At 63.8% G+C, this 23,074-nt stretch carries 24 protein-coding genes; 11 read left to right on the top strand and 13 right to left on the bottom strand.

Translation table 11 applies throughout. The annotated features are described in order from the left end of the window. Nucleotides 1-245 precede the first annotated feature (245 nt). Nucleotides 246-1,568 (top strand): dicarboxylate/amino acid:cation symporter, encoded by a 1,323-nt coding sequence (locus tag M2D63_RS03000; protein ID WP_285861298.1) that lies wholly within the window; start codon nt 246-248, stop codon nt 1,566-1,568. 255 nt (nt 1,569-1,823) lie between these two features. Here the strand turns inward: M2D63_RS03000 and M2D63_RS02995 are convergent, their stop codons facing one another. Both M2D63_RS02995 and M2D63_RS02990 read right to left on the bottom strand, forming a co-directional pair. Further along, a complete protein-coding gene (locus M2D63_RS02995) occupies nt 1,824-2,318 on the bottom strand; it encodes a SprT family zinc-dependent metalloprotease (protein ID WP_285861297.1) in 495 nt (164 codons plus the stop codon). 158 nt (nt 2,319-2,476) lie between these two features. Then, nucleotides 2,477-3,076, bottom strand: coding sequence for a Yip1 family protein (locus M2D63_RS02990; RefSeq protein WP_285861296.1), 600 nt, complete (start codon nt 3,074-3,076; stop codon nt 2,477-2,479). Nucleotides 3,077-3,350: 274 nt separating this feature from the next. Here M2D63_RS02990 and ttcA point away from each other — a divergent pair, with 274 nt between their 5' ends. Both ttcA and M2D63_RS02980 read left to right on the top strand, forming a co-directional pair. Next, nucleotides 3,351-4,175, top strand: coding sequence for a tRNA 2-thiocytidine(32) synthetase TtcA (gene ttcA, locus M2D63_RS02985; RefSeq protein WP_285861295.1), 825 nt, complete (start codon nt 3,351-3,353; stop codon nt 4,173-4,175). Nucleotides 4,176-4,180: 5 nt separating this feature from the next. Continuing rightward, nucleotides 4,181-4,852, top strand: coding sequence for a DNA-3-methyladenine glycosylase I (locus tag M2D63_RS02980; protein ID WP_285861294.1), 672 nt, complete (start codon nt 4,181-4,183; stop codon nt 4,850-4,852). 86 nt (nt 4,853-4,938) lie between these two features. Here the strand turns inward: M2D63_RS02980 and M2D63_RS02975 are convergent, their stop codons facing one another. From M2D63_RS02975 to arsC, 3 genes are read right to left on the bottom strand one after another with little or no spacing between them, the layout of a single operon-like run. After that, nucleotides 4,939-5,355, bottom strand: a complete 417-nt coding sequence (locus M2D63_RS02975; protein ID WP_285861293.1) for a DUF2069 domain-containing protein — start codon at nt 5,353-5,355, stop codon at nt 4,939-4,941. Further along, on the bottom strand, nt 5,348-5,953 hold the full coding sequence (gene wrbA / locus M2D63_RS02970; protein WP_285861292.1) for an NAD(P)H:quinone oxidoreductase: 606 nt from the start codon (nt 5,951-5,953) through the stop codon (nt 5,348-5,350). Before wrbA ends, M2D63_RS02975 begins: the two co-directional genes overlap by 8 nt. Continuing rightward, nucleotides 5,950-6,303, bottom strand: a complete 354-nt coding sequence (gene arsC / locus M2D63_RS02965; RefSeq protein ID WP_285861291.1) for an arsenate reductase (glutaredoxin) — start codon at nt 6,301-6,303, stop codon at nt 5,950-5,952. The genes wrbA and arsC overlap by 4 nt, the downstream gene beginning before the upstream one ends. 86 nt (nt 6,304-6,389) lie before the next feature. Between arsC and M2D63_RS02960 the strand changes: the two genes are divergently transcribed. Beyond that, nucleotides 6,390-6,854, top strand: coding sequence for a TlpA disulfide reductase family protein (locus M2D63_RS02960; RefSeq protein WP_285861290.1), 465 nt, complete (start codon nt 6,390-6,392; stop codon nt 6,852-6,854). Between the two features lie 77 nt (nt 6,855-6,931). On the opposite strand, the gene M2D63_RS02955 is transcribed toward M2D63_RS02960, so the two are convergent. The 4 genes from M2D63_RS02955 to M2D63_RS02940 all read right to left on the bottom strand — a co-directional run bounded on the left by M2D63_RS02955 (nt 6,932) and on the right by M2D63_RS02940 (nt 11,610). Then, complete coding sequence (locus tag M2D63_RS02955; protein WP_285861289.1) at nt 6,932-7,354, bottom strand: META domain-containing protein; 423 nt, start codon at nt 7,352-7,354, stop codon at nt 6,932-6,934. Beyond that, the gene (locus tag M2D63_RS02950; RefSeq protein ID WP_285861288.1) at nt 7,333-7,770 is read right to left on the bottom strand and encodes a hypothetical protein; all 438 of its coding nucleotides are present in this window, start codon (nt 7,768-7,770) and stop codon (nt 7,333-7,335) included. Before M2D63_RS02950 ends, M2D63_RS02955 begins: the two co-directional genes overlap by 22 nt. A 31-nt stretch (nt 7,771-7,801) precedes the next feature. After that, the gene (locus M2D63_RS02945) at nt 7,802-8,791 is read right to left on the bottom strand and encodes a 2-hydroxyacid dehydrogenase (RefSeq protein WP_285861287.1); all 990 of its coding nucleotides are present in this window, start codon (nt 8,789-8,791) and stop codon (nt 7,802-7,804) included. A 65-nt stretch (nt 8,792-8,856) separates the two neighbouring features. Further along, complete coding sequence (locus M2D63_RS02940) at nt 8,857-11,610, bottom strand: response regulator (protein WP_285861286.1); 2,754 nt, start codon at nt 11,608-11,610, stop codon at nt 8,857-8,859. 218 nt (nt 11,611-11,828) lie between these two features. On the opposite strand from M2D63_RS02940, the gene M2D63_RS02935 reads away from it, so the two are divergent. The 7 genes from M2D63_RS02935 (at nt 11,829) to M2D63_RS02905 (ending at nt 20,119) form a co-directional block, all read left to right on the top strand. Continuing rightward, complete coding sequence (locus M2D63_RS02935; protein ID WP_285861285.1) at nt 11,829-12,545, top strand: response regulator transcription factor; 717 nt, start codon at nt 11,829-11,831, stop codon at nt 12,543-12,545. Between the two features lies 1 nt (nt 12,546). Next, nucleotides 12,547-13,929, top strand: a complete 1,383-nt coding sequence (locus tag M2D63_RS02930; RefSeq protein WP_285861284.1) for a sensor histidine kinase — start codon at nt 12,547-12,549, stop codon at nt 13,927-13,929. 111 nt (nt 13,930-14,040) lie between these two features. Then, nucleotides 14,041-14,943 carry a cysteine synthase CysM gene (gene cysM, locus M2D63_RS02925; RefSeq protein WP_285861283.1) on the top strand — a complete coding sequence of 301 codons (903 nt, stop codon included), beginning with the start codon at nt 14,041-14,043 and terminating at the stop codon, nt 14,941-14,943. Continuing rightward, the gene (gene rlmD, locus M2D63_RS02920) at nt 14,943-16,301 is read left to right on the top strand and encodes a 23S rRNA (uracil(1939)-C(5))-methyltransferase RlmD (protein WP_285861282.1); all 1,359 of its coding nucleotides are present in this window, start codon (nt 14,943-14,945) and stop codon (nt 16,299-16,301) included. Before cysM ends, rlmD begins: the two co-directional genes overlap by 1 nt. A 99-nt stretch (nt 16,302-16,400) precedes the next feature. Beyond that, nucleotides 16,401-18,641: a GTP diphosphokinase gene (relA, locus tag M2D63_RS02915; RefSeq protein WP_285861281.1), complete on the top strand. Its 2,241-nt coding sequence runs from the start codon at nt 16,401-16,403 to the stop codon at nt 18,639-18,641. 82 nt (nt 18,642-18,723) lie between these two features. Further along, the gene (gene mazG / locus M2D63_RS02910; protein WP_285861280.1) at nt 18,724-19,554 is read left to right on the top strand and encodes a nucleoside triphosphate pyrophosphohydrolase; all 831 of its coding nucleotides are present in this window, start codon (nt 18,724-18,726) and stop codon (nt 19,552-19,554) included. Nucleotides 19,555-19,579: 25 nt separating this feature from the next. Beyond that, on the top strand, nt 19,580-20,119 hold the full coding sequence (locus tag M2D63_RS02905; protein WP_285861279.1) for a DUF2058 domain-containing protein: 540 nt from the start codon (nt 19,580-19,582) through the stop codon (nt 20,117-20,119). A gap of 45 nt (nt 20,120-20,164) precedes the next feature. Here M2D63_RS02905 and M2D63_RS02900 read toward each other — a convergent pair whose 3' ends face one another. From M2D63_RS02900 to purM, 4 genes are all read right to left on the bottom strand, one after another. Beyond that, entirely contained in the window at nt 20,165-20,347 is a 183-nt protein-coding gene (locus M2D63_RS02900) for a hypothetical protein (RefSeq protein ID WP_285861278.1), read from the bottom strand. 233 nt (nt 20,348-20,580) lie between these two features. Further along, entirely contained in the window at nt 20,581-21,291 is a 711-nt protein-coding gene (locus tag M2D63_RS02895) for a DUF3108 domain-containing protein (RefSeq protein WP_285861277.1), read from the bottom strand. 8 nt (nt 21,292-21,299) lie between these two features. Continuing rightward, on the bottom strand, nt 21,300-21,953 hold the full coding sequence (gene purN, locus M2D63_RS02890) for a phosphoribosylglycinamide formyltransferase (RefSeq protein ID WP_285861276.1): 654 nt from the start codon (nt 21,951-21,953) through the stop codon (nt 21,300-21,302). Further along, the gene (gene purM, locus M2D63_RS02885; RefSeq protein WP_285861275.1) at nt 21,953-23,011 is read right to left on the bottom strand and encodes a phosphoribosylformylglycinamidine cyclo-ligase; all 1,059 of its coding nucleotides are present in this window, start codon (nt 23,009-23,011) and stop codon (nt 21,953-21,955) included. Before purM ends, purN begins: the two co-directional genes overlap by 1 nt. Nucleotides 23,012-23,074: the final 63 nt, after the last annotated feature.

The raw sequence follows: 23,074 nt of genomic DNA, 5'->3' as shown, positions 1-23,074 counted from the left end.
GCCCAGGGTGGCGGGCGGAAATCCGCCAACCCTGACCCTGTCATCGCCTCCTCACCGTGCACGCAAACCCTTGGAATACGGGCTTTGCACCGATCGAGCGCATTTTGGCATCAGGCTTGCTACTGACCCTGCAGAGTCCTGCCAGGCAGCTCGACACAACAAATCCCTCCAGTGCAGGAGGGTTCGCGCTTTAGGTACCCCCGCGTCCTGGGAAGGATCGGGCCGGTACACTTGAGGAAATAGCCATGACGACGCGTCAGCCACTGTACAAATCGCTGTATATCCAGGTGTTAGTAGCGATCACCATCGGTATCCTGCTGGGCCACTACTACCCCGAAACCGGCGTTGCCCTCAAACCTTTGGGTGACGGCTTCGTCAAACTGATCAAGATGGTCATTGCCCCCATCATCTTCTGCACCGTGGTCAGCGGCATCGCTGGCATGCAGAGCATGAAATCGGTCGGCAAGACCGGTGGCTACGCGCTGCTCTATTTCGAAATCGTCTCCACCATCGCCCTGATCATCGGTCTGGTGGTGGTCAACGTGGTCAAGCCTGGCGCCGGCATGCACATCGATGTCAGCACCCTGAACGCCAGCAGCGTGGCCGCCTATGCCGCCGCCGGCGCGCAGCAGACCACTGTCGGCTTCCTGCTCAACATCATCCCCAACACCGTGGTCGGTGCCTTCGCCAATGGCGACATCCTCCAGGTGCTGATGTTCTCGGTGATCTTCGGTTTCGCCCTGCATCGCCTGGGTGCCTACGGCAAGCCGCTGCTGGACCTGATCGACCGCTTCGCCCACGTCATGTTCAACATCATCAACATGATCATGAAGCTGGCGCCGGTCGGTGCCTTCGGTGCCATGGCCTTCACCATCGGCCAGTACGGCGTCGGTTCGCTGGTGCAGCTGGGCTACCTGATGGCCTGCTTCTACGTCACCTGCGTACTGTTCATCGTCGTGGTCCTGGGCGGTATCGCTCGCGCCCACGGCTTCAGCGTCCTCAAGCTGATCCGCTACATCCGTGAAGAGCTGATGATCGTCCTGGGTACCTCGTCGTCCGAGTCGGCCCTGCCACGCATGCTGACCAAGATGGAGCGCCTGGGTGCGAAGAAGTCCGTGGTTGGCCTGGTGATCCCGACCGGCTACTCGTTCAACCTGGACGGTACCTCGATCTACCTGACCATGGCTGCGGTGTTTATCGCCCAGGCTACCGACACCACCATGGACATCACCCACCAGATCACCTTGCTGCTGGTGCTGCTGGTGGCTTCCAAAGGTGCTGCAGGCGTGACCGGCAGTGGCTTCATCGTTCTGGCTGCAACCCTGTCGGCGGTGGGTCACCTGCCGGTTGCCGGCCTGGCGCTGATCCTCGGTATCGACCGCTTCATGTCCGAAGCCCGTGCCCTGACCAACCTGATCGGCAACGCCGTGGCTACCGTGGTCGTGGCCAAGTGGGTCAACGAGCTGGACGAAGACAAGCTGCAGGCCGAACTGGCGTCCGGCGGCTCGCCGCTGGTCGACACCCGTCCGGTCGATGACCTGGGCGTGGCAGAAGGTGCTGCTCGCTAAGACAGCGGCGGTTAAATGAAAAAGCCCATCTTCGGATGGGCTTTTTTGTGCCTGTTGCCTACAAAGACTGACCGCTAACCCTGTGGGAGCAACTGTCTTTGTGGGAGCTGGCGAAGCCTGCGATCGACTGCGCAGCAGTCGCAATCCGGCCAGCTCATTGGGTCAGATGTACTGAGGCGGCCTGGTTTTACGGCCGCTTCGCGCCCGATCGCAGCCTATCGGCAGCTCCCACAGGGGCACAGCTCCACACGGCGGTTATTCAACTCGTGTCTCCCCGCTGTACACCAGGGTATGCCGACACCGCCTGCACAGGTACCGCCGCCCCTGGCGCACCAGGCTGTGGCGTTGGGCCGAGAAGGGGAAGTCGCTGCCGGCGCAGGGGCAGCGGTAGATGTAGCGGGTCACCGTACGACGCTTGACCTCATAGTTGTGGCAACGATGGGGCGGCAGTTCATAGACGCCGCGCATGATCAGCTGCCATTCCTCGCCATGGGGCTGGATGCGGTCGCCGAACAGTTGATGCGCCACCAGGTGGGCCACTTCATGGGCCACGGTCTGTTTGAGGAAGTCTTCGCTATTTTCGCGGTACAGCTGCAGGTTGAAGCGCAGCAGATTCTCATGCAAGTGGGCGACGCCGGCCTTTTGCCCACGTAGCTTGAAGCTGACCTCGGGGCGCGGGAAGGGGCGTTTGAAAAAGGCTTCGGCTTGCAGGTAACAGGTTTCGACGCGGGATTTGAGCAGCTCGGGCATATCGGGGAACACTCCTGGGCGGCAATTATGCCGCAAGCACCGCTACGCTGCCGAGCCACCGGTCAGCACACAGCATCAGGCCGCCTTGCGGCGGCCTGATGGTTACAGCACCTATGTTGTTATGTTGTTTTGTTTTCTTATAGTTTTCTAGTCGTTTTCTAGTTGGTATAGACCGGTCCCACGCCCAGTCCCCAGATGATCACGGTGAAGGCCATGATGGCTACCAGCACCACCAGGCCGACCGCCAGTACCGAACTCGAGAACAGGAAGCCTTCGTCCGAAGGTATGTTCATGAAGGTCGGCAGGCCGACATAGAGCAGATACACCGTGTAGCACACGGCTGCCGTGCCGACGATCATTCCCAGCCACAGGTGTGGGTACAGCGCCGCCAGGCCGCCGATGAACAGCGGCGTTGCGGTGTAGGTGGCAAACGCGATGCAGCGGGCCAGGCTCGGATTGGCGTCGTAGGTACGCGCCATCCAGTGAATGAACGCGCCCATGACCGCTACGCCAGCGAGCATGGCCAGGTAGGACATGATGGTCATCCATAGCGCGCTTTCCTGGGTCAGCATGACCGGAGCGCGATCGCCGATGACCCAGCCGACCTGGGTTGTACCGATGAACGCCGATACCGCCGGGATAGCCGCCAGTATCAGGGTGTGGGTCAGGTACATGTGGCTGATGCTTTCTTCCTCGCCACGTATTTCTTTCCATTCCTGATCAGGATGCGTAAATAGCCCAACAACGTGATGGATCATGCCAGTCACTCCTATCGTTGTTGCCATCGCCCCCCAGCGGAGCGCTTGCGACCCCAAGTGGTACGGGCCGGAGGATCGGGGTCACTTTCTTTACAGTGGCCTTATGTCGCAGTATAGGAAGGAGTTAGCCGCTCAAAGACGGCTTTTTAGAGCAAATCGCGCTGTCAGCGTGGCGGCTAATCACCTTGCAGTCTTTATCGGATTGGTCTACGCCTGCCGACGGTTTGTGCGTAAAATGTGCGGCTTTTGTCACACCTCGCGGATTCCAAGCGCTATGGGCACCCTTTCGGTCAACCAGAACAAACTGCAAAAACGCCTGCGTCGCCTCGCCGGCGAAGCCATCACCGACTTCAACATGATCGAAGACGGTGACAAGGTCATGGTCTGCCTGTCCGGCGGCAAAGACAGCTACACCATGCTCGATGTTCTGCTGCACCTGCAGAAAGTGGCGCCGATCAAGTTCGAGATCGTCGCGGTGAACATGGACCAGAAACAGCCGGGCTTCCCCGAGCACGTGCTGCCGGCCTATCTCGAGACCCTGGGCGTCGAGTACCACATCGTCGAGAAAGACACCTACTCGGTGGTCAAGGAGCTGATCCCGGAGGGCAAGACCACCTGCTCGCTGTGCTCGCGCCTGCGCCGTGGCACCCTGTACACCTTCGCCGACGAGATCGGCGCGACCAAGATGGCCCTGGGTCACCACCGCGACGACATCGTCGAGACCTTCTTCCTCAACATGTTCTTCAACGGCACCCTCAAGGCCATGCCGCCCAAGCTGCGCGCCGACGACGGTCGTAACGTGGTGATCCGCCCGCTGGCCTACTGCAGCGAGAAGGATATCCAGGCCTATTCGGACATGAAGGAATTCCCGATCATCCCGTGCAACCTCTGTGGCTCCCAGGAAAACCTGCAGCGCCAGGTGGTCAAGGAGATGCTGGTGGAGTGGGAGCGCAAGACCCCGGGCCGCACCGAGAACATCTTCCGCGGCCTGCAGAACGTCGTGCCGTCGCAGCTGGCTGACCGCAACCTGTTCGACTTCGCCAACCTGAAGATCGACGAGAACGCCACGCCACGCTTCCTCGACGTGCTGAACATCTGACCGGCATGCGCGACTACCAATGGCTGCATGAGTACTGCCTGAACCGCTTCGGTTCCGCTGCCGCGCTGGAAGCGCACCTGCCCCAGGCCAAAAGCCCGGAGCAGTTGCGTGCCATCAGTGCCGACCGCTACCTCTCGACCCTGGCCCTGCGGGTGTTTCGCGCCGGCCTCAAGCACAGCCTGGTGGATGCCAAGTGGCCGGCCTTCGAGCAGGTGTTCTTCGGCTTCGATCCGCACAAGGTGGTGCTGATGGGCGCCGAGCACCTGGAGCGGCTGATGCAGGATCCGCGCATCATCCGTCACCTGGGCAAGCTCAAGAGCGTGCCGCGCAATGCGCAGATGATCCTCGACGTCGAGAAAGAGAAGGGCAGTTTCGGCGCCCTGATCGCCGACTGGCCGGTGACCGACATCATCGGGCTATGGAAGTACCTGGCCAAGCATGGCAACCAGCTGGGTGGGCTGTCGGCGCCGCGTTTCCTGCGCATGGTCGGCAAGGATACCTTCATCCCCACCGACGACATGACTGCGGCCTTGATCGCCCAGGACATCATCGACAAGCCGCCCACCAGTCAGCGAGATCTTGCGTTGGTGCAGGCAGCGTTCAACCAGTGGCACGCCGAGAGCGGCCGGCCGCTGTGCCAGCTGTCGGTGATGCTGGCGCACACCGTCAATCATTGAGACCGCTGGCACCGCTATCGCAGGCTGCGCCAGCTCCCACATGCGGTACCTGTGGGAGCTGGCGCAGCCTGCGATGACGGCACCGCTCAGTTCGAGCCTTCCCCCGCCAACCGCCGCTCATACTGGAACTTCCAGCGCACATACAGCAGGGCACTGACGAACAGCGCCAGGCTGATCGCCACCTCCAGCCAGCCGAACAGCGCCCGTGACGGGTCGAACGCGGCCAGTACGCCCTTGATGAAGTACAGGTTGACCACGAAGCAGGTCCAGGCGTGGGCGCGGGCGTTGCCCAGCAGCATGCCGGGCAGCAGCAGGGCCAGCGGCACCAGCTCGACCGCCAGGATCACCCCGGTGCGTGCGCCATGCAGGTCGGCGAACAGCAGGTTGTTGAGGGTCAACAGGGCGATCAGGCCGAAGAAGCTGGCCAGGCTCAAGGCTCGAGCCAGGCGCAGGCGCGGCACCAGCCACTCGATCGCAGGCAGCACCTTGGGCTTTTTAGCCACGGCCGTTCTCCAGCAGTTTGGCGGTGCTGGCCAGGCGTTGGCCAAGGGCGCGGCACAGGGTGATTTCATCGGCGTCCAGGTCACGCTTGCCGTCGGCCCCGGCGTGATGACTGGCGCCATAGGGCGTACCGCCGCCACGGGTCTCCAGCAGCGCATTTTCGCTGTAGGGCAAGCCCATGATCAGCATGCCGTGGTGCATCAACGGCAGCAGCATCGACAGCAGGGTCGACTCCTGGCCGCCGTGCAGGCTGGCGGTGGAGGTGAAGGCCGCCGCCGGCTTGCCGACCAGGCCACCGCTGAGCCACAGGCTGCTGGTGCCGTCGATGAAGTACTTGAGCGGCGCGGCCATGTTGCCGAAGCGGGTCGGGCTGCCCAGGGCCAGGCCCGAGCAGTGGCGCAGGTCGTCCAGGGTGGCGTAGAGGGCGCCGGTTTCCGGAATGTCCGGGGCCACGGCTTCACATTCGGTGGAAATCGCCGGCACCGTGCGGATCCGTGCCTCAAGGCCGGCCATCTCGACGCCGCGGGCAATCTGCCGGGCCATCTCGCTGGTCGAACCGTGGCGGCTGTAGTACAGGACCAGGATGTACGGCGTGCTCACGGCAGGATCTCCAGCACCTTCTCCGGTGGCCGGCCGACCACGGCCTTGTCGCCGGCGATCAGGATCGGCCGTTCGATCAGTTTCGGGTGCTTGACCATGGCGTCGATCAGCTGGGCTTCGCTCAGGGATGGATCGGCCAGGTTCAGGTCCTTGTACTCATCCTCGCCGCTGCGCAGCAACTGGCGGGCACTGATGCCCAGCTTGCCGAGCAGGGCCGCAAGTTCCGCGGCGCTGGGCGGGGTTTCCAGGTAACGGACCACGGTCGGGGCCAGGCCACGGGCTTCGAGCAACTCCAGGGCACCACGGGATTTGGAGCAGCGTGGATTGTGATAAAGCGTAAGGTCGGTCATGTTCGGGTCGCATCCAGCAGGGGGTGGCGGCTATTCTAACCGCAGCGACATCGCATTTTGCTTGAAACTTCGAGAAGGATTGACCCATGACAAGGCGTTTGGCAGCAGCACTGGCCATCACCGCGAGCCTGTTGCTCGGCGGTTGCGGTGCGGATTATGGTCTGGACCAGAATGGCCAGACGGTAAAGGCCGAGCAGATCGACGGGCACTGGCTGGTGCTCAATTACTGGGCCGAGTGGTGTGGCCCGTGCCGTACCGAAATCCCGGAGCTCAATGCCGCGGCCAAGCAATGGCAGGCCCAGGGCGTTAAGGTGGTCGGGGTGAACTTCGACGGCCTGCAGGGTGAGGAGCTGAAAAAGGCCAGCGAGGCCCTGGGTATCGGCTTCACCGTACTGGCCAGCGACCCGGCCGAGCGCTTCGAGCTGCCGCGCAGCGAGGCCCTGCCGGTGACCTACATCATCGACGACAAGGGCAAGGTGCGTGAGCAGTTGATGGGGGAGCAGACCCTTGAAGGGTTGAACGAGAGGATCAAGGCGCATAAAGGCGCTTGATCGGCGGCGCTTTCATCGCGGGGCAAGCCCGCTCCCACAGGGTATCGCTGTGGGAGCGGGCTTGCCCCGCGATGGCTTCAGCCTTCTTCCGGCCAGAAGCGCAGCGGCTTGCCTTCGGCCGGCCAGAAGCGCACTTGCTCGATCGGCGAGATATCCCAGCGCTGGACGGTTTCCAGGGCCTGGAGGAAGCGTTTTTCCTGCTCCATCAGCGCTGGCGCGCACAGTTTGCGGGTGCTGCCGACCTTGCCGAAGGTGAGTTTGTCGCCCTCGAGCTGATAAGGCGCGAACCAGTGGTTGCAACCCGCATTGCCATAGGCACGGCCGTCGCTCGCCAGGGTCAGGGTCAGATGGCTGTAGTCCATCAGTGGACGCTCGCCGATCCACTCCAGCAGGTAGCTGCGTTCCTGCTCCAGCTTCATCGGCTCGGCAGCACAGCCGAGCAGGGTGGTGCCGACCAGGGTGCAGAGCAACGGCGTTCTCACTGGGCCGTCTCCTTGCATTTCGGGCACACGTGCTTGTCGCCACGGCTCACCCAGCCAAGTTCCGCGATGCGCGCGCTGGCGGCAGGTTGCTGGGCCTTCTTGCCCAGCTTGGCATCCACTGCGAATTCAAAGTCCAGGCTGGCCTGGCAGCTGTCGCAGTTGACTTGCCACTGATGGATCGCCAGTTCACCGAACACCGGCCCACTGGCCACCGCGACCCATTGGCCGGTCGGGTTGATCAGGTGGCGCACGGTTTCCACGGTCAGGCGCATGGACAAATCCTTGCTGCCCTTGAGGGTCACCAGCAGGACGTCGTTCTTCTTGATCGAACCGCCATTGCCGGTCACTTGGTAGCGACCCGGCACCAGGGCGCGGCATTCGATCAGGGTGTGTTGTGGGTTAAACAGGTTGTAGCGGAAATCGTGTTCGACCATGGGTCCTCCAAATCTGCCGCGTATCCTAGCATCAACCCTCGACCAAGTTTTGCGGATTGCCTGCCGCCCAGCGGGTAATGTTGTCCAGGGTCGTCGCGGCGATGGCCGCCAGCGCTTCTTTGGTCAGAAAGGCCTGGTGGGCGGTGACGATCACATTGGGGAAGGTCAGCAGCCGGGCTAGCACGTCGTCCTGCAAGGGCAGGTCGGAGCGGTCCTCGAAGAACAGCTGGGCTTCTTCTTCATAGACATCCAGGCCCAGGTAGCCGAGCTGGCCATTCTTCAAGGCCTCGATCAAGGCCGGGGTGTCGACCAGGGCGCCGCGTCCGGTGTTGATCAGCATCGCGCCGGGTTGCAGGTCGGCCAGGCTTTGCGCATTGATCAGGTGGCGGGTCTGTTCAGTGAGCGGGCAGTGCAGGCTGATGATCTGGGCCTGGCGCAACAGCTGCGGCAGTTCCAGGTAGCGGGCGCCCAGGGCCAGCAGCTCGGGATTGGGGTAGGGGTCGTAGGCCAGCAACTGGCAGCCGAAGCCGGCCATGATACGGGCAAAGGTCGCGCCGATCTGGCCGGTGCCGACCACGCCGACGGTCTTGCCGTGCAGGTCGAAGCCGGTCAGGCCATGCAGGGTGAAGTCGCCCTCGCGGGTGCGGTTGTAGGCGCGGTGCAGGCGGCGGTTGAGGGCCAGGATCAGCGCCACGGCATGTTCGGCCACGGCGTGCGGCGAATAGGCCGGCACCCGCACCACCGCCAGGCCCAGGCGCTTTGCCGTGGCCAGGTCGACATGGTTATAGCCGGCCGAGCGCAGGGCGATCAGGCGCGTGCCGCCGGCGGCCAGGCGTTCGAGCACCGGGGCGCCGAGGTCGTCATTGATGAAGGCGCACACCACCTCGTGGCCGACGGCCAGGGCCGCGGTATCTTCGCTCAGCCGCGCGGCCTGGAAGTGCAGCTCCAGCCCCGGCGCCGGCGGTACGCGGGTAAAGCTGTCCTGATCGTAGGTCTGGCTGCTGAAAAACAGTATGCGCATGGGATCTTCCTGGGTCGTTGGCCGCACAGCATAGGCCTGGGGCAAGGGCATCGCCTTGCCCCAGGTCAGGCACTCAGGCGCGCCTGGGCCGCGAGCCGGGTGATGGCCCGGTCCAGCTCGTCGAGGGCGCGCGGGGCGTCGGGGTCGTTCTGCTTGAGCAAGGTTTCGCTACGCTGGCAGGCCGCGCGCAACTGCGGCACGCCGCAGTAACGGGAGGCGCCGTTGAGGCGATGGACCCGCTCGATCATGCCGTTGCGATCCGCCGCTTCGCGGGCCAGGCGAATGGCCTCGCGATCGGCCTCCAGTGAAGCCAGCAGCATGGCCAGCATGTCGGCCGCCAGGTCCGGCTTGCCGGCGGCCAGGCGCAGGCCTTCTTCCGGGTCGAGAACCTTGAGCTCGCCGCTGTCTGCGGGACGTTCCTGCACCCGTTCGCTACGTGGTGCGCCCAGGTTCAGGCCGGTCCACTTGAGCACGACCTGGGCCAGTTGGCGTTCGCTGATCGGCTTGGTCAGGTAATCGTCCATGCCGCTGTGCAGCAGGGCACGCTTTTCGTTGGCCATGGCGTGGGCGGTGAGGGCGACGATGGGCAGCGGCGCGCCGCTCTGGCTGCTTTCCCAGCGGCGGATCTGCTCGGTGCATTCGCGCCCGTCCATGCCCGGCATCTGCACGTCCATCAGCACCAGGTCGAAGCGCTCGTCCTGTACCGCCTGGACCGCGGCGTAGCCACTGTCGACCGCCAGCACTTCGGCGCCCAGGTCTTCCAGCAGGGTCTGCACCAGCAGCAGGTTGGCCGGGTTGTCGTCGACGCACAGCACCTTGGGCAGCGGCTGGTTGCAGCTGACCTTGGCCTCGCTGGCACTGCGGCGCGGCTGCACCAGCTCCAGCAGGGCCCGGCGCAACTTGCGTGTACAGGCGGGTTTGGCCTGCAGCTGGCTGTGGGCGTTGGGCAGGTAGGGGTGGTACAGCGCCTGCTCGGTGGTCGGGCACAGCACCAGGGCCTGGCAGTCCAGGCGCTCCAGTTGGGAAATGTACTGGCCCAGGCGCTCCGGCGACACACTATTGAGGTTGACCCCCAGTACGGCCAGGGTGAACGGCTCGCCAGCCATCCGCGCCGCCGCCACGGCGTTGAGCAGGGAATCGATCGAGTGGAAGGCGTTGACCTGCAGGCCACAGTCTTCCAGTTGGTGCTCCAGGGCCTGGCGGGCCAGTTCGTGGCCGTCGACGATGGCGACCCGGCGCTCCACCAACGATTGCAGCGGCAGGTCTTCGGCGTCGTCACGGGCCTTGGGCAGGCGCAGGCTGACCCAGAACTGCGAACCTTCGCCCGGCGTGCTGTCGACACCGATTTCGCCGCCCATCTGCTCGATCAGGCGCTTGGAAATCACCAGCCCGAGGCCCGTGCCACCCGGCTGGCGCGACAGCGAGTTGTCGGCCTGGCTGAAGGCCTGGAACAGGGCCCGCACATCCTGGCTGGACAGGCCGATACCGGTGTCCTGGATGCTGATGCGTAGTTGCACGCTGTCGTCGTGTTCTTCTTCGAGCATGGCCCGGGCGACGATGGTGCCTTCGCGGGTGAACTTGATGGCATTGCTCACCAGGTTAGTGAGGATCTGCTTCAGGCGCAGCGGGTCACCCACCAGTGACAGCGGCGTGTCGCGGTACACCAGGCTGACCAGCTCCAGCTGCTTGGCATGGGCGGCGGGGGCGAGGATGGTCAGGGTGTCCTGGATCAGGTCGCGCAGGTTGAACGGAATGCTGTCGAGCACCAGCTTGCCGGCCTCGATCTTGGAGAAGTCGAGAATCTCGTTGATGATCCCCAGCAGGCTGCCGGCGGATTTTTCGATGGTGCCCAGGTAGTCGAGCTGGCGCGGGGTCAGTTCGCTTTTTTGCAACAAATGGGTGAAACCGAGGATGCCATTGAGCGGCGTGCGGATCTCGTGGCTCATGTTGGCGAGGAATTCGGACTTGATCCGGCTGGCCTCCAGGGCTTCCTTGCGCGCCATGTCCAGCTCGATGTTCTGGATCTCGATGGTTTCCAGGTTCTGGCGCACGTCTTCGGTGGCCTGGTCGATGCTGTGCTGCAACTCTTCGTGGGCGTTGTGCAGGGTCTCGGCCATGCGGTTGATGCCGCCGGCCAGTTCGTCGAGCTCGTAGCTGCCCATCATCGGCAGGCGCTGCTCCAGGTTGCCGTCCTTGAGCTGAGTCACGGCGTGCTTGATCTGGCTGATCGGGTCATTGATCGTGCGGCTCATGCGCAGGGCCAACATCGCCGTGGCCAGCAGGCCGAAGAAAATCAGCAGCAGGCTGGTGAACAGGCTGCGGTATCCGCGCAACAGGGTGCCATTGTGGGACAGCTCGATCTCGACCCAGCCGAGCAGGCGATCGGCTTCACTCGGGATCTGCTCGCCGGCCAGGTCGCGGTGATGACCGAACACCGGCAGCAGGTAGCGGGTGGCGTCGTTGCCGGTGCGTTGCAGCAACTCGGTGCCGCCGCCCGCCGGTGCCTGGTTGAGCATGCTCGGGCCGGCATGGGCCAGGCTGTTGCGGCTTGGGCCGAGGAAGGCCACGGCGCGGACATCCGGCTGATCCAGGGTCTGGGCGGCGATGCGCTCCAGTTGCGCCGGGTCATGACGCGCCAGGCCCGGTGCCACCAGCGGTGCCAACTGTTCGGCAATCATCTTGCCGCGCTGCAGCAATTGGGCTTGCAGCTCGCTTTGCTGCAGCCAGGTGAAATAACAGCCCAGTACCACAGCCATCAACCCGGCAGGTAGCAAGGCAAGCAGCAATACGCGGCTGCGGATTCCCAAACGATTCAGCACACAACGCTCCTGTGCCCGGCAAGTGCTGTAAGCCTCCGTCAGCGCGTGCTGACAGACCAAGTCGGAAAAGTACCGCGCCTTCCTGCGCAATGCACTCATTTGTCGCTACTTTTGCCGTCAGTGGAATCCTCGGCGACGTGATGAGAGAGCCGTTGCGGGTTGCCTGGACGGGGTAATTCCTCAATAATCGAGTAATTGAGAATTACTAGCACATGCCAATGAATCCTGTAGCTATCAGTGAATCCAACATTCTCGCCATCGAGGACGACCCGGTCCTGGGGGCTTACCTGCATGAGGAGCTGCAACGTGACGGCTTCAAGGTCACCTGGTGCAAGAACGGGCGCGACGGCCTGGACATTGCGCGCCAGGCACACTTCGATGTGGTGTTGATGGATATCCTGCTGCCGGGCCTCAATGGCCTTGAGGTGCTGGCAAGGCTGCGCGAGAGCAGTTCGACGCCGGTGATCATGATGTCGGCCCTGGGCGCCGAAGCCGATCGTATCAGCGGCTTCCAGCGTGGCGCCGACGATTACCTGCCCAAGCCCTTCAGTCTGGCCGAGCTCAAGGTGCGTATCGAAGCGATCCTGCGACGGGTGGCGCTGGAGCGTCGTCATCAACAGGTCTCTGGCGTTCAAGCCGGCGAGCTGCAGTTTGACGAGCAAGCCTGTGATGTCTGCTGGGGGGAGCAGTGGGCCGGTCTGACCCTGAGCGAATACCGCCTGCTCGACATCCTCCACCGTAGCGATGAGGAAGTGCTGAGCAAGCCCTTCCTTTATCCGCAGGTTCTGCAGCGCGGCTATGCCCGCCATGACCGCAGCCTGGACATGCATGTCAGCCAGATCCGCCGCAAGCTCAAGGCCATCGGCTACCAGGAGCGAGAAGTGCGCACGGTCTGGGGCAAAGGCTATGTGCTCAGTGCCGCCGAGGTAAGCTGAGGTGCCCAACCGCCATTCCCTGTTCTGGAAGCTGGCGATCCTGCTGGTGGGTTTCTGCCTGTTGATGATCGGCCTGAGCTGGACCTGGGGCCGGCACATGGAGACGCAGAACGCCTACCTGTCCGATGAGGCCAGGATCCTGCTCAGCGGCTATGCGGCCGAGGCCGAGCAGGCCTGGCTGCAGGGCGGGAAGAGCGGGGTCGATGCCTGGCTGGCCGACATGGCCGACCGGGAAAGCACCTGGATCAGTGTGGTCGGGCCTGATCTGCAATCATTGAGCAGCACGCCGCTGACCCCGGAGCAGAGCCGCAAGATGACCTTCTTGCGGGGCGTCGACTGGCCTGTCAGCCGCCGGGTGACAGGCCTGCCCTGGATGCGCGTGCCCTTCGTCGAGCAGCCGGACCTCGGCCTGCTGGTGATCGAGTTGCCGCAACGCCTGTTGCCCGGGCAGTACCGGCTGTTCTGGCAGGTGCTGACCAACGGCGTCATTCCGGGGCTGTTCACCTTGCTGTTGTGCGTGGGGTTGTACCGCATGCTGATCGTGCCGTTGATCCAGCTGCGCGAGCAGGCCAATGCCTGGCGTGCCGACCGGCTGTCGGCACGGGTGCCCAGTAGCACCACCAGCCGCCAGGACGAGCTGGGCGAACTGGGCCGGGCCTTCGACGACATGGCCGAGCGGCTGCAGGGCACCGTGCGCTTGCAACAACAATTGCTGCGCGACCTGTCCCATGAATTGCGCACGCCCTTGAGCCGTCTGCGCGTGGCCTGCGAGGGCGAGGCGGATGCCGGGCAATTGCGCGAGCGCCTGGGGCGCGAAATCGACTGCATGCAGCGGCTGGTGGAAGATGCCCTGCAACTGGCCTGGCTCGATACCGAGCGGGCGCCACCGAGCCAGGAGCCGATCCAGGTCCAGGCGCTGTGGGACATGCTCGCCGAGGATGCCTGTTTCGAAAGCACCTGGCCGCCTGCGCAGCTGCACTGCGCCCTGGATGCTTCGTGCTGGGTGAAGGGCAACCTCAACAGCGTGGCCCAGGCCCTGGAGAACATCCTGCGCAATGCCATCCGCCATTCCCCGGCCACCGGGGTTATTCGCCTGGACGGACATCGGCATGGCAAAAACTGGCTGCTCTGGCTCGAAGACCAGGGCGGTGGGGTGGCTGAAACGGAGCTTGAGCGGATCTTCGCCCCGTTCACCCGGCTCGACGGCTCGCGCCCCGGCGACGGCGGCTTTGGCCTGGGGCTGAGCATCGCGCGCAACGCCATTGCCCGTCAGGGCGGCAAACTGTGGGCGCAGAACACCGGGCAGGGCTTGCGACTGTATATTCAGTTGCCGGTGGCAACTGAGCCGCAAGCTGCAAGCCATAAGCTGCAAGAACGCAGCTAGCCGCTTGTGGCTTATAGCTTGCAGCTATATAGCCAACACATTGCGTGATATGGGCAAATCCCGTTTGCCGGTATGATAGTCGCCCCCGCAGTCTGGATTGCGAACTACGCCATGACCTTGCAGTACCCAACCATCGCCGATTGCGTCGGCAACACGCCTCTGGTCCGCTTGCAGCGCATTGCCGGCCAGACCAGCAACACCCTCCTGCTCAAGCTCGAAGGCAACAACCCGGCAGGTTCGGTCAAGGACCGGCCGGCGCTGTCGATGATCACCCGTGCCGAGCTGCGCGGGCAGATCAAGCCGGGCGACACGCTGATCGAGGCGACCTCGGGCAACACCGGGATCGCCCTGGCGATGGCGGCGGCGATCAAGGGTTACAAGATGATCCTGATCATGCCCGACAACTCCAGTGCCGAACGCAAGGCGGCGATGACTGCCTATGGCGCCGAGCTGATCCTGGTCAGCAAGGAAGAAGGCATGGAAGGCGCCCGTGACCTGGCCGACCGCCTGCAAGCCGAAGGCCGTGGCCTGGTGCTCGACCAGTTCGGCAATGTCGACAACCCAGTGGCGCACTACGAGGGCACCGGTCCTGAGATCTGGCGCCAGACCCAGGGCACCATCACCCATTTCGTCAGCTCCATGGGCACCACCGGCACCATCATGGGCTGCTCGCGCTACCTCAAGGAGCAGAACCCGGCGATTCAGATCATCGGCTTGCAGCCGATGGAAGGTTCGGCGATCCCGGGTATCCGTCGCTGGCCCGAAGAGTACCTGCCGCGGATCTACCAGGCCGAGCGTGTCGATCGCGTGGTCGACATGACCCAGAGCGAAGCCGAGGAAACCACCCGCCGGCTGGCCCGGGAAGAGGGCATTTTCTGTGGCGTGTCCTCCGGTGGTGCAGTGGCGGCGATGTTGCGCCTGTCCCGCGAGGTGGAAAACGCCGTGATAGTGGCGATCATTTGTGACCGTGGCGACCGTTACCTGTCGACCGGTATTTTCGACGCGGCGAACTGATGTCCAAAAGTAAACGTAACACCGGCCTGCGCTTCCAGCCGACTGGCGGCAGCCGCACGCCTCAGATTCCTACCGGCAAGAAGCAGCGCCTGCGCATCGAGCGTCTGGCCGGTGATGGCCGCGGCATTGCCTTTTTCGAGGGGCGCACCTGGTTCGTCAGCGGTGCGCTGGCCGAGGAAGAGGTCGAAGCCCGGGTGCTCAACGCCCACGGCAAGGTGGTCGAGGCGCGCCTGGAGCGGGTCTTCAGCGCAAGCGCGGATCGCCGCCAGGCGCCGTGCAAGCATTTCGACCGTTGTGGTGGCTGCAACCTGCAGCACTTGCCCCATGCCGATCAGTTGGCGCTCAAGCAGCGCCTGCTGGCCGAGCAACTGCAGCGGGTCGCAGGCGTGGTGCCCGAGCAGTGGGCCGAACCCCTGAGCGGTCCGGAGTTCGGCTACCGGCGCCGTGCGCGGGTGGCCGTGCGCTGGGATGCCAAGGCAAAGAAACTCGAAGTGGGTTTTCGCGCCGAAGCCAGCCAGGACATCGTCGCCATCGACGAGTGCCCGGTGCTGGTACAACCCTTGCAGTCGATCATGCGTCATCTGCCAATGCTCCTGCAGAGCCTGGGCAAGCCGCAGGTGGTCGGTCATGTCGAGCTGTTCAGCGGCACGGCGCTGGCCATGCTGGTGCGCCATACCGCTGCGCTGGTTGAGGCGGACCTCTCGCGCCTGCAGGCGTTCTGCGCCGAGGCGGGTGTGCAGCTATGGTTGCAGGGAGAGGGTGAACCTTATCCGCTCGATGCAAGTCAGAGCCTGGGCTTCAGCCTGGCGCCCTGGAACCTGGAACTGGCCTACCGGCCGGGTGATTTCGTCCAGGTCAACGCCCAGGTCAACACGGCGATGATCGAGCAGGCGTTGGCCTGGCTGGCGCCGCAAGCCGACGAGCGCGTGCTGGACCTGTTCTGCGGCCTGGGCAACTTCGCCCTGCCGCTGGCCCGGCAGGCGCGAGAGGTGGTTGCGGTAGAAGGCGTGCAGGCCATGGTCGATCGGGCCGAGGCTAATGCACGCAGTAATAATGTGCATAACGCTCGGTTTTTTCAGGCCGATTTATCGCAGCCTTTGTCCACCTCCGGCTGGGCCGCTGGAGGCTTTTCTGCGGTACTCTTGGACCCACCGCGAGACGGTGCTTACGAGGTGGTACGAAAAATCGCAGACCTGGGTGCGAAACGTCTTGTATACGTATCGTGCAACCCGGCAACCCTGGCCCGTGACACAGTTGAGCTGGTCCGGCAGGGTTACCGGTTAAAATGTGCCGGGATTCTCGACATGTTTCCTCAGACGGCGCATGTCGAAGCCATGGCGTTATTCGAAGCGGGCTAGCGGGGCTGGCGCGTTCGGCGCTGCACCTTGGGTCCGGCAGGGGCAGCACCAGTGATTTCAGGCGCATCGTGAATGCGCTGTAGGGAAAGGTAAACAAAGATGGTACAGGTGAGAGTGCACCAGCCGGTCAACACCGACGGCAGTATCAATCTCGAAGCATGGCTGGATCATGTGGTGAGCGTCGACCTGGCGCTGGACCGCGCGGCCCTCAAGGGGGCGTGTGAGTTCGCCCAGGAAGTCGAGAAGAAGGGTAACCCGGCCAAGCATTCCTGGGCCGATGGTACCTCGAGTTTCCAGGCCGGCCTGGAAATCGCCGAAATCCTCGCCGACCTCAAGCTCGACCAGGACTCGCTGGTGGCCGCGGTGATCTACCGGGCGGTACGCGAGGGCAAGGTGACCCTGGCCGAAGTCGGCCAGCGCTTTGGCCCGGTGGTATCCAAGCTGATCGACGGCGTGCTGCGCATGGCCGCCATCAGCGCCAGCCTCAGCCCGCGCCAGTCGCTGGTGCTGGGTTCCCAGGCGCAGGTCGAGAACCTGCGCAAGATGCTCGTGGCCATGGTCGACGATGTGCGCGTGGCGCTGATCAAGCTGGCCGAACGCACCTGCGCCATCCGTGCGGTCAAGGGCGCCGATGACGAGAAGCGCCACCGGGTCGCCCGCGAGGTCTTCGACATCTACGCGCCCCTGGCCCACCGCCTGGGTATCGGTCATATCAAGTGGGAACTGGAAGACCTGTCGTTCCGCTACCTTGAACCTGATCAGTACAAGCAGATCGCTAAGCTGTTGCACGAGCGGCGCCTGGACCGCGAGCGTTTCATCAGCGACGTGATGAACCAGCTGCAGAACGAGCTGCTGGCCACCGGGGTCAAGGCCGATATCAGCGGCCGGGCCAAGCACATCTACTCGATCTGGCGCAAAATGCAGCGCAAGGGCCTGGAGTTCAGCCAGATCTACGACGTGCGTGCGGTGCGCGTGCTGGTGCCGGAAATGCGCGACTGCTACACCGCGCTGGGTATCGTCCATACCCTCTGGCGGCACATTCCGAAAGAATTCGACGACTACATCGCCAACCCCAAGGAAAACGGCTACCGCTCGCTGCACACCGCGGTGATCGGCCCCGAGGGCAAGGTGCTGGAAGTGCAGATCCGCACCCACGCCATGCACGAGGAAGCCGAACTGGGCGTCTGCGCGCACTGGCGCTACAAGGGCACTGACGTCAAATCCAGCTCCAACCACTACGAGGAGAAGATCTCCTGGTTGCGCCAGGTGCTGGAATGGCACGAGGAACTGGGCGATATCGGCGGCCTGGCCGAACAGCTGCGGGTCGATATCGAGCCGGACCGGGTCTACGTTTTCACCCCCGACGGTCATGCCATCGACCTGCCCAAGGGCGCCACGCCACTGGACTTCGCCTACCGCGTGCACACCGAAATCGGCCACAACTGCCGGGGCGCGAAGATCAACGGGCGGATCGTGCCGCTCAACTACAGCCTGCAGACCGGCGAGCAGGTCGAGATCATCACCAGCAAGCACGGCAACCCCAGCCGTGACTGGCTGAACTCGAACCTGGGCTACGTCACCACCTCGCGGGCGCGGGCCAAGATCGTCCACTGGTTCAAGCTGCAGGCGCGCGACCAGAACGTCGCCGCCGGCAAGACCTTGCTCGAGCGCGAACTCAATCGCCTGGGCCTGCCACAAGTGGACTTCGAGCGCCTGGCCGAAAAAGCCAACCTCAAGGCCGCCGAGGACATGTTCGCCTCGCTCGGTGCCGGCGACCTGCGCCTGGCGCACCTGGTCAACGCGGCCCAGCAACTGGTCGAGCCGGAGCGCAGCGGCCACGTCGAGCTGGTGCCGCGCAAGGCCACCGGCTACAAGCCGGGCAAGCGTGGCGACATCCAGATCCAGGGCGTCGGCAACCTGCTCACGCAAATGGCCGGCTGCTGCCAGCCGTTGCCGGGGGATGCGATCGTCGGCTACATCACCCAGGGCCGCGGCGTGACCATCCACCGCCAGGATTGCGCCTCGGTGCTGCAACTGTCCGGGCGCGAGCCGGAGCGGATCATCCAGGTCAGCTGGGGGCCGGTGCCGGTACAGACCTACCCGGTGGATATCATCATCCGTGCCTACGACCGTCCGGGGCTGCTGCGCGACGTCTCCCAGGTCCTGCTCAACGAGCGGATCAACGTACTGGCGGTCAACACCCGCTCGAACAAGGAAGACAACACCGCCTTGATGTCGCTGACCATCGAGATTCCCGGCCTGGATGCGCTCGGGCGCCTGCTGGGGCGGATCTCGCAGTTGCCGAACATCATCGAGACGCGGCGTAACCGTACGCCTTAAGATCGCTATCGCGGGGCATGCCCGCTCCTACACCTGTAGGAGCGGGCATGCCCCGCGATAAGGCCACCACCGAGACCCCGAGATGTACAAACTGGACGACCTGCTCCACCTCATGGCCCGCCTGCGCGACCCGCAGCACGGCTGTCCGTGGGACCTCAAGCAGACCTACGCGACCATCATTCCCTACACCCTCGAAGAAGCCTACGAAGTCGCCGATGCCATCGAGCGCAGCGATTTCGAGCACCTGCAGGGCGAGCTGGGCGACCTGCTGTTCCAGGTGGTCTATTACTGCCAGCTGGCCCGCGAGGAAGGCCGCTTCGAGTTTGCCCAGGTGATCGACAGCATCACCAGCAAGCTGATTCGTCGCCACCCCCATGTATTCCCCACTGGCGAGCTGTATGCGCCGTTGGATACCCCCCGGCTGGACGAAGCCCAGGTCAAGCAGCGCTGGGAGCAGATCAAGGCCCAGGAGCGGGCAGAGAAGGGCGTCCCCGAGCAGCTGTCCCTGCTCGACGATGTCCCCGCCGCCTTGCCGGCCCTGTCCCGGGCCGCCAAGTTGCAAAAGCGCACGGCCCAGGTCGGCTTCGACTGGCCGGATGCCTTGCCGGTGCTGGACAAGGTGCGCGAGGAGCTCGACGAAGTGCTCCAGGCCATGGCCGACAACGACAGCGTGGCGCTGGCCGATGAAGTGGGCGACCTGTTGTTCGCCACGGTCAACCTGGCCCGGCACCTGAAGGTCGACCCGGAAAACGCCCTGCGCGGCGCCAACCAGAAATTTGAACGACGTTTCCGTTTTATCGAACAGGCATTGCGCGACATGGGGCGTCCGATCGAAGATTGCACCCTGGACGACATGGACGCACTGTGGGGCGAAGCCAAACGTCAGGAAAAGAACCTGCCCAGCTGCGGCTGAGCTGAAGCACATAAGTGAGTGAACGATGAGCCTTTCCCTTCGCGACCAATTGCTCAAAGCCGGTCTGGTCAACCAGAAGCAGGTCAAGCAGGTCAACAAAGACCAGAAGAAACAGAAGCGCCTGGAACACAAGGGCCAGGTCGAAGTCGACGACAGCCAGCAGCGCCTGGCCCGTGAAGCCATGGCCGAAAAGGCCGCGCGTGACCAGGAGCTCAACCGCCAGCAGCAGGAGAAGGCCGAGCAGAAGGCCCGTGCCGCCCAGGTCAAGCAGTTGATCGAAGTGTCGCGCCTGCCCAAGCTGAACACCGAGGACTACTACAACTTCGTCGATGACAAGAAGGTCAAGCGCCTGTCGGTCAACGCCCTGATGCGCAGCAAGCTGAGCAGCGGCTCGCTGGCCATCGTCGCCCATGGCGGCGGCTACGAAGTGATTCCGCGGGAAGCGGCAGTGAAGATCCAGGAGCGCGATCCCAAGCGCATCATCCTGCTCAACACCCAGGTGGAAGAGCCGGATGCCGATGATCCGTACGCCGCCTACGTGATCCCGGACGATCTGATGTGGTAAACGACAAACCCCGCTTCGGCGGGGTTTGTTTTGGCTGGCGGAGGGTTATTGCGCTGGCTGTCTGGATTCGAGGAACTCCAGTTCCATGCGGTAGCTGTGGGCCTCATGCTCGTTGTGGAACATGCCCACCAGCTCATCCTGCTGATGCACATCCCAGATGCGCAGGCCGGCTGCCAGGCTTTCGTGGGACATCTTGCTTTCGTCGCGCTCAGTTACTTTGACAGTCATCTGCAAACTCCAGGTTCAGTTAACTGCGGCACCGTGTCGCAGGTCTCTTTTATAGAATTTGTTAGCTGACTAAGTAAATGTTCGGGCCATGAAAGATGTTTCATGGAACAAGGCCCATCGCAGGCTTCGCCAGCTCCCACGGCGATCTCTGTGGGAGCTGGCGAAGCCTGCGATGGGCCAAAAAGAAACCCCGCACAAGGCGGGGTTTCGGGTACTGCGAACAGCCAGGGCGATCAGTTGCCCTTGACCGCCTTGCCGTCGACCGTGCCGTCCAGCAGTACGATCACGTACTCCTTGCCGTCGGTCTCGACCTGGCGCAGCTGGACCAGCAGGTAGTCCCAGTCCTTGGCGAACCACAGCTCGGTGATGCGCTTGCTCTGGCTCGGGTCGCGCACGCGCTCGACCTTGATGGCATCGACCTGGCCGGTCTTGGTGGTGACCTTTTCGGTGCCCAGCACGCGGAAGTCGTAGGTGTCGATCTCGTCGCCATCGACCACCTGGTAGCTCACGCTCTTCTTGCCGGCGGCGATGTCATGCTGCAAGGCCAGCTGGTAGGTGGACTTGTCCAGCACGCCACGGTTGAGCGGCAGCTTGATCGCGTCGCCACGGTCGGTACCGGTGATGAGCTTGCCGTTCCAGTCGAAATTCAGGTCGACCTTCTTGGCCTTGCCCAAGCCGCCACGTTCGAAGTGGTAGGTCTGTGGCAGCAGGGTGTCCTTGTCCAGTTTAAGGGTGCTTTGCTCGGTCAGGCTGGCGATCATCATCGACGCCTTGAAGTTGAGGCTCCAGGTACCGTCGGCTTTCTTTTCCAGGCTGCGCTCGGCGGTGCCGCTCATGGGCAGCTGTTTCCAGTCGGCGGTGTAGCTGGCCGAGAACGGCTTCAGATCGGCTGCCTGGAGCGGCAGTGCGAGCACGGCGAGAGCGAAGAGCAGGGCGCGACGCATAATATCTCCTAGGGTCGAATCAAGTGGCCTGTGGCCGCCAGCGGTTGGTCATCCAGTAGAGCACCGTGCTCGCCCAGGCGCAAACGTCCTTCGGCGAACCAGCGCACAGCCAGGGGGTAAATCCGGTGTTCCTGGCCGTGAACCCGTTGTGCCAGACGCTCTGGTGTGTCGTCCGGCTCCACCGGTATCACTGCTTGTACGACCAGCGGCCCGCCGTCGAGTTCCTCGGTGACGAAGTGCACGCTGCAGCCATGCTCCGCATCGCCGGCCTCGAGGGCCCGCTGATGGGTGTGCAGGCCCTTGTACTTGGGTAGCAGGGACGGGTGGATGTTCAGCAGGCGCCCCTGGTAGTGGCGGACGAAGCCGGCACTCAGGATGCGCATGAAACCGGCCAGCACCACCAGCTGCGGCTGGTAGCCGTCGATCAGCTCGACCAGTGCCGCGTCGAAGGCCTCGCGGCCGTCGAAGGCCTTGTGGTCGAGCACGGCGGTGTCGATGCCGGCGGCACGGGCGCGCTCAAGGCCATAGGCATCGGCGCGGTTGGAAACCACGGCGCGGATCCGTACCGGGGAATCCCCGGCACGGGCGCTGTCGATCAGGGCTTGCAGGTTGCTGCCGGAACCCGACAGCAACACCACTACATCGCAGGTCTCGCTCGGCATCAGTGCGCCTTGACGTTTTTCAGCTCGACCTGGGCAGCGCCTTCGGCGGCGACGCCGATCTGGCCGATGACCCATGGCTGCTCGCCGGAGTCACGCAGGTTCTTCAGGGCGACTTCGACCTGGTCCTGGGCCACGCAGATGACCATGCCGACGCCGCAGTTCAGGACGCGGTGCATTTCGTGCTCGTCGACGTTGCCTTGCTCCTGCAGCCAGTTGAACACCGCTGGACGCTCCCAGCTGGCGACGTCAACGATGGCCTGGGCGCCTTTTGGCAGGACGCGCGGGATGTTGTCGAGCAGGCCGCCACCGGTGATGTGGGCCATGGCCTTGACGGCGCCGGTGTCCTTGATCAGCTTGAGCAGTGGCTTGACGTAGATGCGGGTCGGCGCCATCAGCAGTTCGGTCAGCGGCTGGCCGTCGAGCTGGATGCTCTCGATGTCGGCACCGGCGACTTCGATGATCTTGCGGATCAGCGAGTAGCCGTTGGAGTGCGGGCCGGAGGACGGCAGGGCGATCAGCGCGTCGCCGGTAGCGACCTTGGAGCCGTCGATGATTTCGGCCTTTTCCACCACGCCGACGCAGAAGCCGGCCAGGTCGTAGTCTTCGCCTTCGTACATGCCAGGCATTTCAGCGGTTTCACCGCCGACCAGGGAGCAGCCGGCCAGTTCGCAGCCGGCGCCGATGCCGGTGACCACGGTGGCGGCGACGTCGACGTTGAGCTTGCCGGTGGCGTAGTAGTCGAGGAAGAACAGCGGCTCGGCACCGCAAACCACCAGGTCGTTGACGCACATGGCGACCAGGTCCTGGCCGATGCTGTCATGCTTGTTCAGGTTCAGCGCCAGGCGCAGCTTGGTGCCGACGCCGTCGGTACCGGAGACCAGAACCGGCTGCTTGTAGCCGGCCGGGATTTCGCAGAGGGCGCCAAAACCGCCCAGGCCGCCCATGACTTCCGGGCGCGCCGTGCGCTTGGCAACGCCTTTGATGCGTTCGACCAATGCTTCACCGGCGTCGATGTCTACACCGGCGTCCTTGTAGCTCAGGGAGGGTTGCTTGCTCATGATCCAGGCCTTTAGGGGGAGGGATTCGGGGGAATCGACCGTGACCTGCCAGGCATTTCGGAG

Origin of the sequence: Pseudomonas sp. BJa5 (assembly GCF_030272875.2) — a bacterium.
In the GTDB taxonomy this organism is placed as follows: domain Bacteria; phylum Pseudomonadota; class Gammaproteobacteria; order Pseudomonadales; family Pseudomonadaceae; genus Aquipseudomonas.
This window is presented reverse-complemented; position numbering and strand designations above follow the sequence as displayed.

Coding starts and splice junctions, on each gene's coding strand:
- M2D63_RS02950 (WP_285861288.1), bottom strand. CDS start 7,770: ATGGTCGAACACGATTTCCGCTACAACCTGTTTAACCCACAACACACC.
- ttcA (WP_285861295.1), top strand. CDS start 3,351: ATGGGCACCCTTTCGGTCAACCAGAACAAACTGCAAAAACGCCTGCGT.
- M2D63_RS02980 (WP_285861294.1), top strand. CDS start 4,181: ATGCGCGACTACCAATGGCTGCATGAGTACTGCCTGAACCGCTTCGGT.
- M2D63_RS02960 (WP_285861290.1), top strand. CDS start 6,390: ATGACAAGGCGTTTGGCAGCAGCACTGGCCATCACCGCGAGCCTGTTG.
- purM (WP_285861275.1), bottom strand. CDS start 23,011: ATGAGCAAGCAACCCTCCCTGAGCTACAAGGACGCCGGTGTAGACATC.
- M2D63_RS03000 (WP_285861298.1), top strand. CDS start 246: ATGACGACGCGTCAGCCACTGTACAAATCGCTGTATATCCAGGTGTTA.
- cysM (WP_285861283.1), top strand. CDS start 14,041: ATGACCTTGCAGTACCCAACCATCGCCGATTGCGTCGGCAACACGCCT.
- arsC (WP_285861291.1), bottom strand. CDS start 6,303: ATGACCGACCTTACGCTTTATCACAATCCACGCTGCTCCAAATCCCGT.
- M2D63_RS02945 (WP_285861287.1), bottom strand. CDS start 8,791: ATGCGCATACTGTTTTTCAGCAGCCAGACCTACGATCAGGACAGCTTT.
- M2D63_RS02905 (WP_285861279.1), top strand. CDS start 19,580: ATGAGCCTTTCCCTTCGCGACCAATTGCTCAAAGCCGGTCTGGTCAAC.
- M2D63_RS02900 (WP_285861278.1), bottom strand. CDS start 20,347: ATGACTGTCAAAGTAACTGAGCGCGACGAAAGCAAGATGTCCCACGAA.
- purN (WP_285861276.1), bottom strand. CDS start 21,953: ATGCCGAGCGAGACCTGCGATGTAGTGGTGTTGCTGTCGGGTTCCGGC.
- mazG (WP_285861280.1), top strand. CDS start 18,724: ATGTACAAACTGGACGACCTGCTCCACCTCATGGCCCGCCTGCGCGAC.
- rlmD (WP_285861282.1), top strand. CDS start 14,943: ATGTCCAAAAGTAAACGTAACACCGGCCTGCGCTTCCAGCCGACTGGC.
- M2D63_RS02935 (WP_285861285.1), top strand. CDS start 11,829: ATGAATCCTGTAGCTATCAGTGAATCCAACATTCTCGCCATCGAGGAC.
- M2D63_RS02990 (WP_285861296.1), bottom strand. CDS start 3,076: ATGATCCATCACGTTGTTGGGCTATTTACGCATCCTGATCAGGAATGG.
- M2D63_RS02895 (WP_285861277.1), bottom strand. CDS start 21,291: ATGCGTCGCGCCCTGCTCTTCGCTCTCGCCGTGCTCGCACTGCCGCTC.
- relA (WP_285861281.1), top strand. CDS start 16,401: ATGGTACAGGTGAGAGTGCACCAGCCGGTCAACACCGACGGCAGTATC.
- M2D63_RS02955 (WP_285861289.1), bottom strand. CDS start 7,354: ATGCAAGGAGACGGCCCAGTGAGAACGCCGTTGCTCTGCACCCTGGTC.
- M2D63_RS02995 (WP_285861297.1), bottom strand. CDS start 2,318: ATGCCCGAGCTGCTCAAATCCCGCGTCGAAACCTGTTACCTGCAAGCC.